The organism is Flagellimonas hymeniacidonis (genome assembly GCF_008040165.1).
GTDB classification, from domain to species: Bacteria; Bacteroidota; Bacteroidia; order Flavobacteriales; family Flavobacteriaceae; genus Flagellimonas; species Flagellimonas hymeniacidonis.
Genome location: NZ_VRUR01000001.1, coordinates 32,868 through 49,084, shown reverse-complemented (window position 1 = coordinate 49,084; position 16,217 = coordinate 32,868). Strand labels below are relative to the sequence as shown.

The window sequence follows — 16,217 nt, the reverse complement described above, 5'->3', positions numbered from 1 at the left end:
AGTGTCTTTGATTAATCATTCGGTGTGGAGAGAATGCTGTAAAATGCTCTAATCCCATAAGCCAACTGACCAATTTTTAAATTCTCGTTAGGACTATGTTGGTTATTGTCCGCATTTACCATGGGAACAATAAACGCAGGTATTTTTAATTCATTGATAAAAGGAGCAATAGGCACGGTACCTCCCATAATACGAATCCGGACTACATCTTTTTCAAAAGCAGATTCTAATGTCTCCACCAGGAAGTTTCCATAGGAATTGTCCAAGTTGGTGCGGAAAGCATCAGTAACACTACCTTCTGTAATCGTTATGATTTTATCATGGGTCATGCGTTCTTCTTTGGATGGGATATGATCTAAAACATGGAATCCTTGTTTGGCAATATGGTCTTTCACCAGTTTCTTTAATCGTGTTCCATCACTTTCTGGGACCAAACGCAAATCAAGTTCAGCTGTTGCACTTTCTGGTACTATGGTTCGTGCTTTTTTTCCGACCCAACCAGAACCCAATCCTCTAATATTCAAAGAAGGATATTGCAAAGCTTCTTGGTAAAAGCTTCCGACCTTTTCAGCAGATTTAAATTGAAGTTTTTCTGCAATGTCGGAATCACTATCAGGCACACTCTTTAAAACGTCTTGAACGGTATCATCCAAGGAAATTCCATCATAGTACCCTGGAATGATTACACGCCCTTCTTTATCCTTCATACCTGCCAACAATTGTGCAAGTTGAAACCCAGGATTTGGTGCGTAGTTGCCATAATGCCCGCTGTGCTGGGGCGTTATTGGACCATAAGTGGTTAAGGTCAACGAAGTGATACCACGACAACCATATGTAACGGTTGGATTGCCAGAAGGATGAACTGGCCCATCGTTGATGACCAAAAAATCAGCTTCAAGCAACTCTCTATATTGCTTTACCGCTTTGGGTAAGGGTTTGCTACTCTTTTCTTCCTCACCATCCAAAATTACTTTAACATTGAAAGGAAGCTCTTTACCATCTTTTTTAAGCAAGTCAATCGCATTCAAAAACATGACGATTGGTCCTTTATCATCAGAGGTTGAACGACCGAATAATCTCCAATCGTAGTTAAGGTCATCATCCAGAGCATCAAAGGAAATGGTTTCATAACCATTATCAACTGGTTTTTTCAATACAGTTTCGTACGGATTGGGTTGATCCCATTTTGAAGCGTCTACTGATTGACCATCTAAATGCATGTAGATAAGCATTGTTGGCTTGGAGTCGTTCATGGGCAATGCGGCAAAAAATAACGGTAAATTCTCGGTTTCCAAAACTGTTGTGTTGAACCCACGCTTACCAAACTTTTTCTTTAACCAAAAGATATTGTCGTCTATATCTTCGGCATTAAGGGCATCATTAGGGATGGAAACAAAATCTTTTAGTTCGTTTATAGCATCAGCCACCTCAGATTTTATTGCCGTAGAATTCTGTGAAAAAATTGAAAAACAAGAAATTAGAGCTACTAGAAATACAAATTTTTTGATTGTGAACATTCTATTGAATTTGAGTTCAATTTAGCGAATTCCCTTTACAAACTCATCAATTTTATCGGCCCCATTTTGGGTCAGATGTTTTATAAAAGCGGAACCAATTATTGCCCCCTTTGTTTTTTTGGTAGCATGATTAAATGTTTCAGAATTACTAATCCCAAAGCCAACAATTTGAGGGTTCTTGAGCTTCATTTCATTGATTCTATTAAAATAAGTTTCCGTTTCATCTCCGAAACCAGTTTTTGCCCCTGTAGTACTGGAAGAACTTACCATATAGATAAAACCATCAGAGGCTTCATCAATTTGGCGAATACGTTCATCACTGGTCTGCGGCGTTATCAAAAAGACATTAATGAGGCCATATTTTTTAAAAATGGCTTCGTATTCTTCTTGGTATACATCCAAAGGTAGATCCGGTAAAATAATTCCATCAATACCAATTTCTTGACATTTTTTACAAAAAGCTTCCACACCATATTGTAGCACAGGATTAAAATACCCCATCATAATCAGTGGAATAGATACAGTCTTTCGTATACCTTCCAACTGCTCAAACAACAGCTCCGTATGCATTCCATTTTTAAGGGCAGCAGTGGAACTTGCTTGAATGGTAGGGCCATCAGCTAGAGGGTCACTGAAAGGCAATCCAATTTCAATCATATCCACACCATGTTTTTCAAGGTCTTGGATGATTTTTGAAGTGTCATTTATATTTGGATAGCCCGCTGTAAAGTATATGGAGAGGAGTTTTTTATCCTCATTTAATTTTTGGTTGATTCTATTCATAATTTGAAATAATCAATATAGTTCTGTAAATCTTTATCACCTCTTCCAGATAAATTGATGACCACAACATCTGAAGGACTGAATTTTTTCTGTTCTAAAATGGCAAATGCATGTGATGATTCAATGGCTGGAATAATGCCTTCTAATTGGCATAGTGCCAATCCTGAAGTCATGGCCTCATCATCCGTTATCGAAATAAACTCAGCTCTTCCCGATTGGAACAAATGGGCATGCATGGGGCCAACACCTGGGTAATCCAATCCCGCGGAAATGGAATACGGTTCGGTAATTTGACCATCATTGGTCTGCATCAATAAAGTTTTACTACCATGAATTATTCCAATTTTCCCCAAAGCCGAAGTGGCAGCACTTTCCCCGGTATCTATACCTTTTCCTGCAGCTTCAACGGCGATAATACCAACTTCGGGAGTATCCAGAAAATGATAAAAAGCCCCTGCTGCATTACTTCCTCCACCAACGCAAGCCACAACATAATCAGGATTTTCACGTCCTTCTTTTTCTAACAATTGGTTTTTGATTTCTTTGGAAATCACTGATTGAAATCTCGCGACCATATCAGGATAGGGGTGAGGGCCTACCACGGAACCAATTATATAATGCGTGTCAACTGGATTATTGATCCAATCCCGTATCGCTTCGTTGGTGGCATCTTTTAAGGTTCTGCTTCCAGATAATGCTGGTCTAACTTCAGCTCCTAACATTTTCATTCGTGCCACGTTCGGAGCTTGGCGGGCAATGTCTATTTCACCCATATACACAACACATTCAATACCGGCTAAGGCGCAAACGGTTGCCGTAGCAACTCCATGCTGACCCGCTCCAGTTTCTGCAATGATTCTGTTTTTGCCCAATTTTTTTGCCATCAATATCTGGCCAATGGTATTGTTCACCTTATGTGCTCCAGTATGGCATAAATCTTCTCGTTTCAAGTAGATTTTGGTATCGTATTTTTCCGATAATCGTTTTGCAAAATAGAGTGGGGTAGGGCGGCCCACATAATCTTGTAGCAATTGATCGAACTCTTCTTTAAAAGAAGGTTCCTCCATAATTCGGATGTAATTTTGGCGAAGTTCTTCTGTGTTGGGATAAAGCATTTCTGGAATGAATGCCCCGCCAAACTCACCATAATAGCCTTTTTCGTTAGCGTGATAACTCATGAGTTGTCCGTATTAAATTGAAAGTTGTTAGATAACAACTTTTTAAATTCTCTTAATTGTTTAATGTTTTTTAATCCTGGTTCTATTTCAAACTTGCTGTTGACATCGATAGCATAGCATTGTTTCGATGCCGGACTTTCTAAAAAAGCCAATAGGCTGTCAATTTCATTTAGTCCAATACCGCCACTTAAAAAATAAGGCTTGCTGGAAGGATATTCTTTTAGAATACTCCAATCAAATACATAGCCGTTACCACCAGGCAGTTTTCCTTTGGTATCGAACATAAAATAATCACAGGAAGCTTCATACGCTTCAAGGACTGAAAAATCGAAGTCATCCTTGATGGAAAATACTTTGATGATGTCAACCTGAGCTTGTATTAGATTACTACAATATTCAGGACTTTCTGTCCCGTGAAGCTGCAAGGCATCTAGACTGTACTTTTTAACTTTTTGGAGCACCTCTTCAACGAAAGCATCCACAAAAACTCCAACTTTTTTAATCGATTTTGGCAGTTCTGGCATGTTACCATCAAAATAGCGTGTGGAAGGTTTCCAAAATATAAAGCCCAAATAATCTGGTTGCAATTGAGCAACTTCTTTTGGATTATGATTCATTCCACAGACTTTTAATTTCATGATATCAACGCTTTTATAAATTCATCTGCATGCTTTCCGGGATTCTCCGTTTTCATAAAATTCTCTCCAATTAAAAACCCTTGGTATCCGTATTGCTTTAAGTCTTTGATGGCATCAATGGAGCTTATCCCACTTTCAGAAACTTTTACAAATTCGTCCGGAATCAGTTTTGACAAAGTCTTACTGGTTTCCAAACTCACTTCAAATGTTTTTAGATTTCTATTGTTTACACCGAGCATATCGAGACTGGGCATAATAGATTTATGCAATTCTTCTTCATTATGAACTTCCAGAAGTACATCCAGCCCCAAGCTTTTAGCAGTTTCCGATAAAGCTTTGATTTCATTTTTTGATAAAATAGCTGCAATCAATAGAATCACATCGGCACCATGTGCCCTAGCTTCCAAGATTTGATATTCATCAATAATAAACTCTTTTCGGAGCAATGGAATCTTTGCAACGGCCCTTGCCAGTAACAAATCATCCAAAGAGCCTCCAAAATATTTACCATCGGTTAAAACGGACATTCCACAAACTCCCGCTTCCTCATATCCCTTGGCAACATCTTGAACATTTAAACTTTGATTGATGACTGATTTGGAGGGGGAACGCCGTTTGTGTTCTGCTATAATTCCAGAACTACTATTTCTTAATGAGGTAGCTAAAGAAACTGTGTCTCGATTATAAAGAACAGCTTGCTCCAATTGCGAAACTGGAATCAGTGCCTTTTTTAAATCGACCTCTTTACGTTTATCGGCTACTATTTTATCAAGGATGTTCATGATGCACTTATCTCTTGTAATTTTTTTAATGCTCCCAATCCTTTTTTGTTTAGAAGCGATTCTTTAGCTTTTTCAAAACCTTCTTTTGGTGTTGTCCCTTCCACCGTCGAAATCGCAATTCCCGCATTGGCACAAACCACATTATTTTGAGCCTCGGTTCCTCGTCCGTTTAAAATATCCAGAAATATTTGAGCGGATTGTGCTACATCTTCTCCTCCGGTAATCTCTTCTTGCAAAATACGTTGAACTCCAAAGTCGGAAGGGGTGAGCATTCCTTCGGAACCATTGGAAATGGTTTTTGTTGCGCCTGTCAAAGAAATTTCATCATAACCATCTAATGCATGGAGCACAGTGAAATTTTTATCGGTGTTTTGATAGAGGTATCCATACATTCTGGCCAGTTCTAAATTGAATACACCAACCATCTGATTTTTTGGAAATGCCGGGTTTACCATTGGCCCCAACATATTGAAAAAGGTCTTGACGGCAAGTTCTCTTCGGATTGGTGCTACATTTTTCATGGCAGGATGAAATAGGGGAGCGTGCAAAACACATATTCCAGCTTCATCAATAGATTTTTTAAGAAAGTCAGCTTCATTGCTGAATTTGATGCCCAAAAACTCCATGACATTGCTACTACCGCATTTGGACGAAACACCATAGTTTCCGTGTTTGGTCACTTTTATACCGGCTCCGGCAGTGACAAAAGATGCCAATGTCGATATGTTGAAGGTATCCTTACCATCACCTCCTGTACCACATAAATCTATGGGATTATAGTCAGATAAATCTACAGCCAAACAAAGTTCTAAAAGCGCATCTCTAAAACCTTCCAGTTCTTCAATAGTGATGCTTCGCATCATATAAACGGTCAAGAAAGCCGCAATTTGAGATGTATTGTAATCACCCTTGGCGATGTTAACCAAGATTTGCTTGGCATCGCCTTTTGATAGGATTTCGTGATTGATGAGTCTATTGAGAGTCTCTTTCATATTTATTGGATATGAGATATTAGTATTTAGATTTGAGCAAATTTTTTGATAAGCGTGTAAATCATTTTTTGAATTTCATCACTTAGCATTGAAACCTCATCAAGTTCATTCTTATCAATAAGCTCTAATCTTTTTGATATTTCTAGTTGTGTATTTAATTCGTTCAAAGAACCATTGGCAATTCCAAGAAAATTTCTAAACTCCTTTTTAGAATTTCTTCCCGCTCCTTCTGCAATATTTGAAGCAATTGAAACAGCACTTCTTCTAATTTGGTTTGTTAGGCCATACTTCTCTTCATTAGGAAAACAAGAGGTCATTTTATAAACCAATTCTGTCAACGCTATTGATTTTTGCCACACAATAAGTTCTTTGTAATTATTCATTATTTAAAATCTAAAATCTAAAATCTAATGCCTAATATCTATACTCTATTTAGCCAATTTTTTAGCATTTGTTTTCCTTGCGGGGTCAATACAGATTCCGGATGAAACTGGACTGCAGTTACATCATATGTTTTATGTTTTAGGGACATTATTTGTCCATTTTCATCTATGGAGGTAGCTTCTAAACTTTCCGGTAAATCTGGATGCACTACCCAAGAATGATAACGACCCACTTCAATTGTATTTGGCATACCCTCAAAAATGACATCTTCTTTGGTAACCGTTATGGCGGTAGCAATTCCATGATAGACTTGATCAAGGTTGACCAGCGTCCCACCAAAAACCTCACCAATGGCCTGTTGCCCCAAACAGACCCCAAGAATCCGTTTTGTGGGCGCATAGGTTTTGATAATTTCTTTTAGTAATCCCGCTTCATCCGGAATTCCAGGACCGGGAGACAGGACAATTTCGTCAAAAGCTTCAACCTCCTCCAAAGTCAATTGGTCGTTACGCTTTACCGTAACATCGCAATCTAAATCCTCAAGATAGTGCACTAAATTATAAGTGAAACTATCGTAATTGTCAATCATTAAAATCTTTCTTCCCATGCTTAGATAGTTTCCGCTATTTCCAATGCTTTTGTTAAAGCACCTAATTTGTTATAGGTTTCTTGTAATTCCATTTCTGGGTCGGAGGCAGCTACAAGTCCTGCTCCTGCTTGATAATGTAATTCATGATTTTTACTTAAAAAAGTTCTGATCATAATGGCATGGTTAAAATTGCCTTTAAAATCCATGAAGCCAATAGCACCACCATAATATGCACGACCAGTTTTTTCATACTTTTCAATGAGTTGCATGGCCATATGTTTTGGAGCTCCACTCAAGGTGCCTGCCGGGAAGGTATCTGCAACAACTTTCATGGTTGAGATATCTTTTTTCTTTTGTCCTGTTACTTTAGATACTAAGTGAATCACATGAGAGAAATATTGCACTTCTCTATAAGTCTCCACATTCACGGTGTTTCCATTTCTGCTGAGGTCGTTTCGTGCCAAATCTACCAGCATTACATGTTCGCTATTTTCCTTATCATCTTGTGCTAGTTGCTTTGCCAGTTCGGCATCTTGCTCATCATTCCCTGTTCTTTTGTAGGTGCCTGCAATCGGGTGGATTTCTGCTTTTCCACCTTTTACAATGAGTTGAGCTTCTGGTGAGCTTCCGAAAATTTTAAAATCCCCATAATCAAAATAGAATAGATATGGTGATGGATTTATGGAGCGTAGTGCCCTGTACACATTAAACTCATCTCCTTTAAAAGCTTGGGAGAATCTACGTGACAACACCAACTGGAATACGTCACCTCGCTGACAATGTTTTTTGGCCAATTTTACATGCTCCCTATATTCCTCATCTTCTAAGTTGGATTTTGGTTCTCCTTCTTTTGAAAAATTATAAGACGCAAAGTTTCTTACATTAAACAATTGTGCTATTTCATCAACATTGCTCTCACTTTCAAAACAATGGGCAAAGAGGTATGCTTCATTTTTGAAATGATTTATAGCGATGATGTTCTGATATACCGCATAATAGATATCTGGTATTTGAATGGAATTATCTTTGGATGAAATTTCCACATCTTCAAAATAACGAACGGCATCGTAAGACATATATCCAAAAAGGCCATTGTTTATAAATTTAAAACCATTGCTGGAAACCGAAAACTTCTTACTAAAATCATGGATGACCTTGGTTACATCTGTTGTGGATGAAATTGGAAATTCCTCCGTTGAACCATCTGGAAAGGTTTGGGTAATAACTTCATTTTGCACTTTTATGGAAGCAATAGGGTTGCAACAGATATATGAAAAACTATTGTCATTGGCATGGTAGTCACTACTTTCCAATAGAATACTATTAGGAAATTTATCCCGTATCTTAAGATAAACGCTAACCGGGGTAATGGTATCGGCCAGGATTTTCTTGTAGTGTGTGTCTAGTTTATAAGTCATTTCAAATAGTGATAAATTAAAAAAGGCTTGTCGTGATGACAAGCCTCTATATGATTACAATGGGGGACCAGTTCACGACATTCGACGTAAATTAATCCACCACCAAGTATTAACTGTTCTGTTGTTCATTGCTTCAAAGATAGAAAGGAAATTTAAACTTGCAAATTTTGAGCTTTTAAAATTAAAAATCCCATTTTGAGTTTTCTCAAATGGGATTTTCAAACACTAAACTAGCATTAATTATAGTTGTAAATCAACTACCAAATCAAATTCATCATAGATGGTTTTGTCTCCTAGGTTTTCGAAGAAACTTCCAGAGCCATATTTTACGTTGTATGCTGCTCTATCTACTTTTAAAGTAGCTGTTGCCTTGCTTCCATACACAGATACATCGAAAGTTACAGGTTTTGTGATTCCTTTAATAGTTAAATCGCCAGTCACTTGGTATGAATTTTTGCCAGAAGCTTCAACGTTAGTGAAAACTAAACTTGAAGTTGGATTGGATGCGGTTGCAAAAAAGTCATCTGAATTTAGGTGCCCTTCAAGCTTACCTTTGTATTCACCTTCTAGATCTGTATTGGTAATGGAGGTCATATCCACCACAAATTCTCCGCCTACTAGCTTATCACCATCAAATTCCAATGCACCAGATTTTAGTGCTATAGTGCCTGTATGTGACCCTGTTACTTTATAGGCTTTCCATGTTACTGTGCTTTCATCAACTTTTACAGCTTTCTTTTCGCCATCAATTGGATTGGCAATTGCAGTAAATCCGAATACCACTGTTAACGCTAAACTTAAAATTGTCTTTTTCATGATTTTGTGTTTAAATTCTTGTTTTAATTAAGGTTTACTATTTATATATGGGTAAATAATTCTTCTTTTGATTTTCTAACTTTTGCATAATGCTGGGTCTCATCTTCCTCTGATCTGTACCCTACTGCAAGCACTACCGAGGCATTAAGATTTTTCTCTGAAAGGCCTAGAATTTCATTATATGCTTCAGATTCAAAACCTTCCATTGGGCAGGAATCAATCTTTAGTTCAGAAGCCGCTTGCATCATATTACTGAATGCAATGTAAGCTTGTCTGGCGGTCCAAACACCCTTTATATTGGCTGGTAAATCCAGTAATTTTGACTTCATAAAATCGCCGTAACCTTTTAATCCTTCAGCTGGAATTTTTCTAGTGGAACTTACATTTTGTAAATAGTCATCCATCATTTCTTCTCCAAAATCGGTGACATTGGCAAAAACAATAAGATGCGAAGCGTCTGTAATTTGAGATTGACCCCAGGAAACAGGTCTTAACTGCTCTCTAATTTTATCATCTGTAATAACAAATACATGGTATGGCTGAAGGCCATATGATGAAGCACTTAGTCTAGTGGCTTCAAGCAATAATTCCAAATCTTCATCTGACACTTTTTTTGTACTGTCAAACTTTTTTGTGGCATAGCGCCAGGTCCTATTTTCTATAATATTGTTCATTTTTAAAATTTATCTAGTAATGCATTCAATTCTTCAAGTTCTTTTTTGGTGAAATTTTTAAGGATTTCTTTTTCCGCATCTTCTATTGTTTTATCAATTTTAGCCAGAATGGACTTTCCTTTGGGAGTGATTAAAATCTCCACTTTGCGTCTATTGGATTCACAAGTCCATCGCTTTACATAATCTTTTAAAATAAGCTTGTCTACCAAGCGGGTGGTATTGCTCATTTTAGTAACCATACGTTCGTTGATTGTAGATAGGTTGGCGGGTTTATTTTTTTGCCCTCTTAGAATACGCAACACATTAAATTGTTGTTCCGAAATTTCGTAAGGTTTTAGAGCAATGGCAATTTGTTCGCTTATTTTATTGCTCACCAAAGCCAAATGAATCATGGTCCTCGTTTTCAAGGAGAGCTTTTTTTCCGTTTTTATGATTCCCTCTACATTCATGTTAATACAACAATTGTATATACAAATGTAAGTGGTTTATTGATGTCCACGTATCTTTAACAGATAAAATTTTGTTAAATTAAAATCTTCAAAAATCCCTTTATTTACTTTTAATATTATAAATAACAGATAATGAAGCACTTGTTACTTTTATCAATGACTGTACTTTTTCTTATGTCCAGTTGTAAAGGCGAACAAAAGTCCAAGACTGACAATAAAGATGTTACTCCTGAATACGCAGAAGCACAATCTGAAACAGCTGATCAGGTTAAATTTCCAATATATGATTATGAAGGGCTTAAACCATTGCTCTATAAGGACGATGGAAAAACCTATGTGATAAATTTTTGGGCCACTTGGTGTAAGCCTTGTATTGTAGAACTCCCATATTTTGAACAGGTGTATGCCGAACAAAAAGATAATAATGTAGAGGTTGTTTTGGTAAGCCTGGATATGCCTTCTATGTGGAAATCTAAATTGGAACCATTCGTTGAGAAGAAAGGGCTCAAATCCAAAGTTGTGATTCTGGATGACCCCAAGCAAAATGATTGGATTCCAAAAATAGCTGAAGATTGGGGAGGAGGAATTCCTGCTACTTTAATATATAGTAAGAACAAAAGGAGTTTTTATCCGCAGGGATTTACCTATGAAGAATTAAATAAAGAAATAAGCAAATTCATAAACTAAGACCATATGAAAACAGTTAAAATCCTAGGTACATTGACATTTATTCTAGTGTTATGTGCCTTCTCAACAAAATTTACATCAGTAGATGGTTACGCTATTGGAGACGCTGCGGAAGATTTTTCACTGAAAAATGTAGATGGCAGCATGGTTTCTCTATCAGATTTTGAAAGCGCCAAAGGTTTTTTGGTGATTTTCACCTGCAATACCTGTCCATATTCAGTAGCATATGAAGATAGAATTATAGCCTTGGACCTAAAATACAAAACTAAAGGAGTGCCGGTAATAGCCATTAATCCTAACAATCCAGATGTTAAGGCGGGAGATAGCTTTGCGGCAATGAAAACCAGAGCAACTGAAAAAGGATTCACCTTTCCCTATTTACTGGATGAAGGACAAAAAGTATTTCCAAAATTTGGTGCCACACGAACGCCGCATGTTTTTTTATTGGAAAAAACGACAACCGGAAATGTGGTAAAATATATTGGAGCTATTGATGATAATTCTGGAAACGCTGCAAAAGTTGACGAAAAGTTTGTCGAAAATGCAGTAGATGCCATGTTGGCCGGAGAAGAGATAAAGGTGACCACTACAAGGGCCATCGGATGCGGTATAAAAGTTTAATTAGGAGAATAAATAGATTTAAATCCGGGGTAATGCTCCGGATTTTTATTTTTGCAGAACTTAAATTGTTAAAAATGTCAGATTTATCACAAGAAGAATGGGAGAATCAGTTAGAAAATGATACTAACGCCTTCATTTTAGATGTTCGCACACCTGAAGAAGTAGAAGAAGGATACATTCCAGGGGCTACCAACATTGATATTTATTTAGGACAAGAGTTCTTGAATGAGCTTGAAAAATTGGATAAGACCAAAAACTATTATGTATACTGCAGATCGGGGAACAGAAGTGGTCAGGCCTGTGCTATAATGAACAGCATTGGTATTGAGAACGCATATAATCTTGAAGGTGGTTTTATGAATTGGGAAGGTGAAGTAGCCGAATAAGTTTTGTGGATATTCTGATTAGTACCCTAACCCAACACTGGAAATTAACAATCATTTTCCTATTTTAGTTGCATGAAGGAAGACCTACTCCATTTTATATGGAGGTGCGATAAGCTTCAAGGACAACCACTTACCACAACAACCTCCGAAAGTATAGTCATTAAAAACCCAGGTACCTTAAACAAATATGCTGGTCCGGATTTTTTTAATGCTTCGGTTGAGGTTGGAGGTCAGCTCTGGGCAGGCAATGTGGAAATGCACCTTAAATCATCGGATTGGTATGCACATCACCATGAAACAGATTCCAATTATGACAATGTGATTCTTCATGTAGTTTGGGAAGATGATGTTTCCGTTTTTAGAAAAGATGGCTCCAAAATCCCAACCTTGGCATTAAAGAGCGTTATTCCATTAGATCTTTTGGACGCATATCGACAGCTATTGGAAAATACCAAATCCAACTTTATTAATTGTGAAAAGGACTTTAAGACCTTTGATTCATTTCTTGTCGAAAATTGGTTGCATCGACTTTATGTAGAACGGTTAGAACAGAAATCCAATCTGATCTATGAATTGTTGGATGAATCCAACAACGATTGGGAAGGGGTTCTTTTTACACTATTGATAAAAAGTTTTGGGTCTAAAATAAATGGAACCTTCTTTTTGGATAGGGCCAAGCAATTAAATTTTTCAATAATTAGAAAAACAGCAAACAACCCAGATCAATTAGAAAGCGTATTGTTTGGTTTTTTTGGCTTGTTGGGGCAAGAAGAATGTTCGGACGTGTATTATTTACGGTTAAAAAAAGAATACCAATATTTGACTAAAAAGTTTGAGCTATCACCTTGTATTGGCAAACCAGGGTTCTTCGGTTTAAGGCCAGCTAATTTTCCTACCATACGGTTGTCACAACTATCTAACTTATATGCAAAACAGCAAGATTTCTTTTCCAGACTGATGGAATCAAAGACGTTAGAAAATCTATATTCTATTTTTGAAATACGTGCCAGTTCCTATTGGGAGGACCATTTCACATTTGGAAAAGTTTCAAGAAAGAGTACAAAGAAGCTTTCCAAAAGCTTTATAGATTTACTCATTATTAATACGATCATACCAATCAAGTTTTGCTATTCCAAATACACGGGGACGGATGAAACGGACCAGCTAATTTCACTCGTTTCTCAAATTAAAAAAGAAGAAAATACTATTATTTCTGGGTTTCGAACTATCGGCTCCAAGACCAAAAATGCCTTGGAAAGTCAGGCGAAGTTAGAATTGTATAACAACTATTGTTCAAAAAATAAATGCCTACAGTGTACCTTGGGCACACATTTATTGAATAGAAATACATATTTTTAAATATGAGTTTGTTTTATAATACACTCTATTACTTTCAGAAGAGAGGTTTTGAGGTCTGCAGACGAATTGCAGAACGTCTTGGAATACGTGCCAGGGTTGTGCGTACTACCTTCATATATCTAACTTTTGCAACCTTGGGCTTTGGTTTTGCACTCTATCTTTTTATGGCTTTTTGGTTAAAAATTAAAGATTTGGTCTATACCAAACGAACCTCCGTTTTTGATCTTTAACTATGATACGATTATTACGTTCCAAAATAGTGTGGGCATTTTCTTTAATGTTGTTGGTGCTTTTATTTGGAGTAATAGGTTATAAATTCATTTCGGATTTTACCTGGATAGAAGCCATTTATATGACCATTATTACAGTGACCACCGTTGGTTTTTCGGAGGTACGTCCGTTAGATCCCGATGCAAAGATTTTTACCGTATTTTTAATTGTAACCAGTGTTTTTATTTTTGGTTTTGCCCTATCGGTCATAACCGAATATTTATTAGGAAGAAATTCACTTCAAATATTAAAAAAGAAAAAAGTGAAAAAGAGAATAGATAGTTTATCCAATCATATTGTTGTGTGCGGTTATGGAAGAAATGGAATGCAGGCGGTCGAAAAGTTAAAAGCGTACAAAAGACCTTTTGTAGTTATTGAAAAGGATAAAGAGCTTATCGAACGTCATGAAAATGAAGCCCTTTTTGTTGAAGGAGACGCGAACGAAGATGAGGTGTTGTTAGCTGCTGGAATAGATCGTGCGCAATACCTCATTACTGCAGTGCCAGATGATGCGGCAAACTTATTTATTGTGCTTTCAGCACGCCAGTTAAATAAGGATCTGTTCATCATAAGCAGGGCCTCACAAATTACAAGTCAGAAGAAACTGGAGTTTGCCGGTGCCAATAAAGTAATAATGCCAGATAAGATAGGGGGCGATTATATGGCTTCCTTAGTAGTCATGCCAGATTTGGTGACGTTCATTAATAAATTATCTGTTGAAGGGGAACACACCACTAACTTAGAAGAAGTGGAAATTGAAGATTTTACAGATCAAATGGATTGCAATTCCTTAAGAGATTTGGATTTACGTAGAAAAACGGGCTGCACCATAATAGGATATATAGAGCCCAATGGCAACTACATCATAAATCCAGAGGCAGATTTAGTGTTGCAACCTCAAGGAAAGGTCATTGTTTTAGGAAGACCAGAACAAATTAAAAAACTCAATCAAATGTTTCAAATAGGTTAGGTTTATAACTTTTAAATTTGATTCCGTTGAATTTTTTTAGGATATTGCCCACTTTACATCAAATTAACATAACCAAATAAAATATTATGAAGTATCGACTTCTTGCGTTAATTACATTTTTATTTCCATTGTTATCAAGTGCTCAGGAAAAAGGCTTGGACGAGAAAGTAAACGATGCCTTTATGCCATTTGCATCTTGGTGGGAGGGTTTTGTTCTAACTCCAATTTCAATCGCCGGATATAACTTACCCATTGTATTGATTCTTCTAATTATTGGAGCTACATTCTTCACTATAACATTCAAATTTCCCAATATCACCAAATTTGGCTTGGCCATTAATACTGTTAGAGGCAAGTATGATGAATTGGATCATCATAGTGTTGAAAAAACTGAATTGAGCGCACCTGATGGAGACCTTCCAGGAACAATCAAAGATGAAAGTAAAGAAGGAGAAGTTAGCCACTTCCAGGCTTTGGCAACCGCCGTTTCAGGTACTGTTGGACTTGGAAATATAGCTGGTGTTGCCGTTGCAATTGCACTGGGTGGACCTGGTGCTACCTTTTGGATGATAGTTTGTGGGTTAATAGGTATGTCGACTAAATTTGTGGAATGTACCTTAGGGGTTAAATATAGAGATGTAGGTCCAGATGGAACAGTTTATGGTGGACCTATGTACTACTTATCAAAGGGATTGAAAGAAAGAGGAATGAAAGGCCTTGGAAAAGTATTGGCCGTCATTTTCGCTATCCTTTGCGTTGGGGCTTCCTTTGGTGGAGGTAATGCTTTTCAATCAAATCAGGCAGCAGTACAGCTTTCAACAATGCTCAGCCTTGAAGGCGGTGCGACAGGTGTAATCATCGGAATCATTTTAGCCATTTTAGTAGGGATTGTAATTATTGGAGGCATCAAAAAGATTGCTAGTGTAACGGAGAAAATAGTTCCCTTTATGGCCGGGGTTTATGTCCTAGCTTCCTTAATTATCATTTTTGCAAATTTCGAATACATTGGTGATGCCTTTGGAATGATCATTGGCGGTGCTTTTACACCTGCAGCTGGTCTTGGAGGAATTGTTGGAGTAATCATAGTTGGTTTTCAACGAGCAGCTTTTTCCAATGAGGCAGGTGCCGGTTCAGCGGCCATTGCCCACTCTGCAGTAAAGACAAAATATCCTGCGAGTGAAGGTGTTGTTGCGCTTTTAGAACCATTTATTGATACGGTTGTCATTTGTACGATGACGGCTTTGGTTATTATCTTTTTCAATATGGATGTTGGCGCTTTTGATTATGGGAATGCTGTTGGTAGTACAGTATTGCTTAACGAATCTGGAGCGTATGTAGGAGGAGTTGATTTAACTTCCATGGCGTATGATTCGGTAATACCAGGTTTTAGGTATGTATTGACCATTGCAATAATACTTTTTGCATTTTCAACCATGATTTCTTGGTCGTACTACGGATTACAATCTTGGAAATACCTTTTTGGAAGAGGAAAGACAGCCGACATTGTCTATAAAGTAATGTTTTTGTTATTTGTAGTTATTGGAGCTGCTGCCACACTGGATGCGGTTATCAAGTTTTCCGATGCAATGATTTTAGCACTGGTGTTCCCGAATATGATTGGTTTGTTGTTCTTGTTCCCAAGAGTTAGGGAAGAGATGGATAAGTATTTGACGGATATAAAGAATTTTGTAAAGAGTAAATAAC

General features: G+C 37.3%; 19 protein-coding genes. 7 read left to right on the top strand and 12 right to left on the bottom strand.

Annotated features, from left to right (window positions below; all coding sequences use genetic code 11):
- Positions 1 to 11 precede the first annotated feature (11 nt).
- The 12 genes from FVB32_RS00230 to FVB32_RS00175 form a co-directional block, all read right to left on the bottom strand.
- Positions 12 to 1,517: a M20/M25/M40 family metallo-hydrolase gene (locus FVB32_RS00230; RefSeq protein ID WP_147740581.1), complete on the bottom strand. Its 1,506-nt coding sequence runs from the start codon at positions 1,515 to 1,517 to the stop codon at positions 12 to 14.
- Between the two features lie 21 nt (positions 1,518 to 1,538).
- Positions 1,539 to 2,300, bottom strand: a complete 762-nt coding sequence (gene trpA / locus FVB32_RS00225) for a tryptophan synthase subunit alpha (protein ID WP_147740580.1) — start codon at positions 2,298 to 2,300, stop codon at positions 1,539 to 1,541.
- Positions 2,297 to 3,478 carry a tryptophan synthase subunit beta gene (trpB, locus tag FVB32_RS00220; protein WP_147740579.1) on the bottom strand — a complete coding sequence of 394 codons (1,182 nt, stop codon included), beginning with the start codon at positions 3,476 to 3,478 and terminating at the stop codon, positions 2,297 to 2,299. Before trpB ends, trpA begins: the two co-directional genes overlap by 4 nt.
- Positions 3,475 to 4,116 (bottom strand): phosphoribosylanthranilate isomerase, encoded by a 642-nt coding sequence (locus FVB32_RS00215; RefSeq protein WP_147740578.1) that lies wholly within the window; start codon positions 4,114 to 4,116, stop codon positions 3,475 to 3,477. Before FVB32_RS00215 ends, trpB begins: the two co-directional genes overlap by 4 nt.
- Positions 4,113 to 4,898 (bottom strand): indole-3-glycerol phosphate synthase TrpC, encoded by a 786-nt coding sequence (trpC, locus tag FVB32_RS00210; protein WP_147740577.1) that lies wholly within the window; start codon positions 4,896 to 4,898, stop codon positions 4,113 to 4,115. Before trpC ends, FVB32_RS00215 begins: the two co-directional genes overlap by 4 nt.
- Positions 4,895 to 5,890, bottom strand: coding sequence for an anthranilate phosphoribosyltransferase (gene trpD, locus FVB32_RS00205; RefSeq protein WP_147740576.1), 996 nt, complete (start codon positions 5,888 to 5,890; stop codon positions 4,895 to 4,897). Before trpD ends, trpC begins: the two co-directional genes overlap by 4 nt.
- Positions 5,891 to 5,916: 26 nt before the next feature.
- On the bottom strand, positions 5,917 to 6,273 hold the full coding sequence (locus tag FVB32_RS00200; protein ID WP_147740575.1) for a four helix bundle protein: 357 nt from the start codon (positions 6,271 to 6,273) through the stop codon (positions 5,917 to 5,919).
- A 38-nt stretch (positions 6,274 to 6,311) separates the two neighbouring features.
- Positions 6,312 to 6,881 (bottom strand): anthranilate synthase component II, encoded by a 570-nt coding sequence (locus FVB32_RS00195; RefSeq protein WP_147740574.1) that lies wholly within the window; start codon positions 6,879 to 6,881, stop codon positions 6,312 to 6,314.
- 2 nt (positions 6,882 to 6,883) lie between these two features.
- Positions 6,884 to 8,281 carry an anthranilate synthase component I family protein gene (locus FVB32_RS00190; protein ID WP_147740573.1) on the bottom strand — a complete coding sequence of 466 codons (1,398 nt, stop codon included), beginning with the start codon at positions 8,279 to 8,281 and terminating at the stop codon, positions 6,884 to 6,886.
- Between the two features lie 240 nt (positions 8,282 to 8,521).
- On the bottom strand, positions 8,522 to 9,097 hold the full coding sequence (locus tag FVB32_RS00185; RefSeq protein ID WP_147740572.1) for a YceI family protein: 576 nt from the start codon (positions 9,095 to 9,097) through the stop codon (positions 8,522 to 8,524).
- Positions 9,098 to 9,138: 41 nt separating this feature from the next.
- Positions 9,139 to 9,771 carry an NAD(P)H-dependent oxidoreductase gene (locus tag FVB32_RS00180; protein WP_147740571.1) on the bottom strand — a complete coding sequence of 211 codons (633 nt, stop codon included), beginning with the start codon at positions 9,769 to 9,771 and terminating at the stop codon, positions 9,139 to 9,141.
- A 2-nt stretch (positions 9,772 to 9,773) separates the two neighbouring features.
- Complete coding sequence (locus tag FVB32_RS00175; protein WP_147740570.1) at positions 9,774 to 10,220, bottom strand: MarR family winged helix-turn-helix transcriptional regulator; 447 nt, start codon at positions 10,218 to 10,220, stop codon at positions 9,774 to 9,776.
- A gap of 132 nt (positions 10,221 to 10,352) precedes the next feature.
- On the opposite strand from FVB32_RS00175, the gene FVB32_RS00170 reads away from it, so the two are divergent.
- The 7 genes from FVB32_RS00170 to FVB32_RS00140 all read left to right on the top strand — a co-directional run bounded on the left by FVB32_RS00170 (position 10,353) and on the right by FVB32_RS00140 (position 16,216).
- Complete coding sequence (locus FVB32_RS00170) at positions 10,353 to 10,907, top strand: TlpA disulfide reductase family protein (RefSeq protein WP_147740569.1); 555 nt, start codon at positions 10,353 to 10,355, stop codon at positions 10,905 to 10,907.
- 6 nt (positions 10,908 to 10,913) lie between these two features.
- Positions 10,914 to 11,528: a thioredoxin family protein gene (locus FVB32_RS00165; protein ID WP_147740568.1), complete on the top strand. Its 615-nt coding sequence runs from the start codon at positions 10,914 to 10,916 to the stop codon at positions 11,526 to 11,528.
- A 74-nt stretch (positions 11,529 to 11,602) separates the two neighbouring features.
- On the top strand, positions 11,603 to 11,914 hold the full coding sequence (locus tag FVB32_RS00160) for a rhodanese-like domain-containing protein (protein WP_147740567.1): 312 nt from the start codon (positions 11,603 to 11,605) through the stop codon (positions 11,912 to 11,914).
- Between the two features lie 72 nt (positions 11,915 to 11,986).
- The gene (locus tag FVB32_RS00155; protein ID WP_147740566.1) at positions 11,987 to 13,273 is read left to right on the top strand and encodes a DUF2851 family protein; all 1,287 of its coding nucleotides are present in this window, start codon (positions 11,987 to 11,989) and stop codon (positions 13,271 to 13,273) included.
- 2 nt (positions 13,274 to 13,275) lie between these two features.
- Entirely contained in the window at positions 13,276 to 13,503 is a 228-nt protein-coding gene (locus FVB32_RS00150; protein WP_147740565.1) for a PspC domain-containing protein, read from the top strand.
- A 2-nt stretch (positions 13,504 to 13,505) separates the two neighbouring features.
- Positions 13,506 to 14,513: a potassium channel family protein gene (locus FVB32_RS00145; protein WP_147740564.1), complete on the top strand. Its 1,008-nt coding sequence runs from the start codon at positions 13,506 to 13,508 to the stop codon at positions 14,511 to 14,513.
- Between the two features lie 86 nt (positions 14,514 to 14,599).
- A complete protein-coding gene (locus FVB32_RS00140; RefSeq protein ID WP_147740563.1) occupies positions 14,600 to 16,216 on the top strand; it encodes an alanine/glycine:cation symporter family protein in 1,617 nt (538 codons plus the stop codon).
- Position 16,217 lies beyond the last annotated feature (1 nt).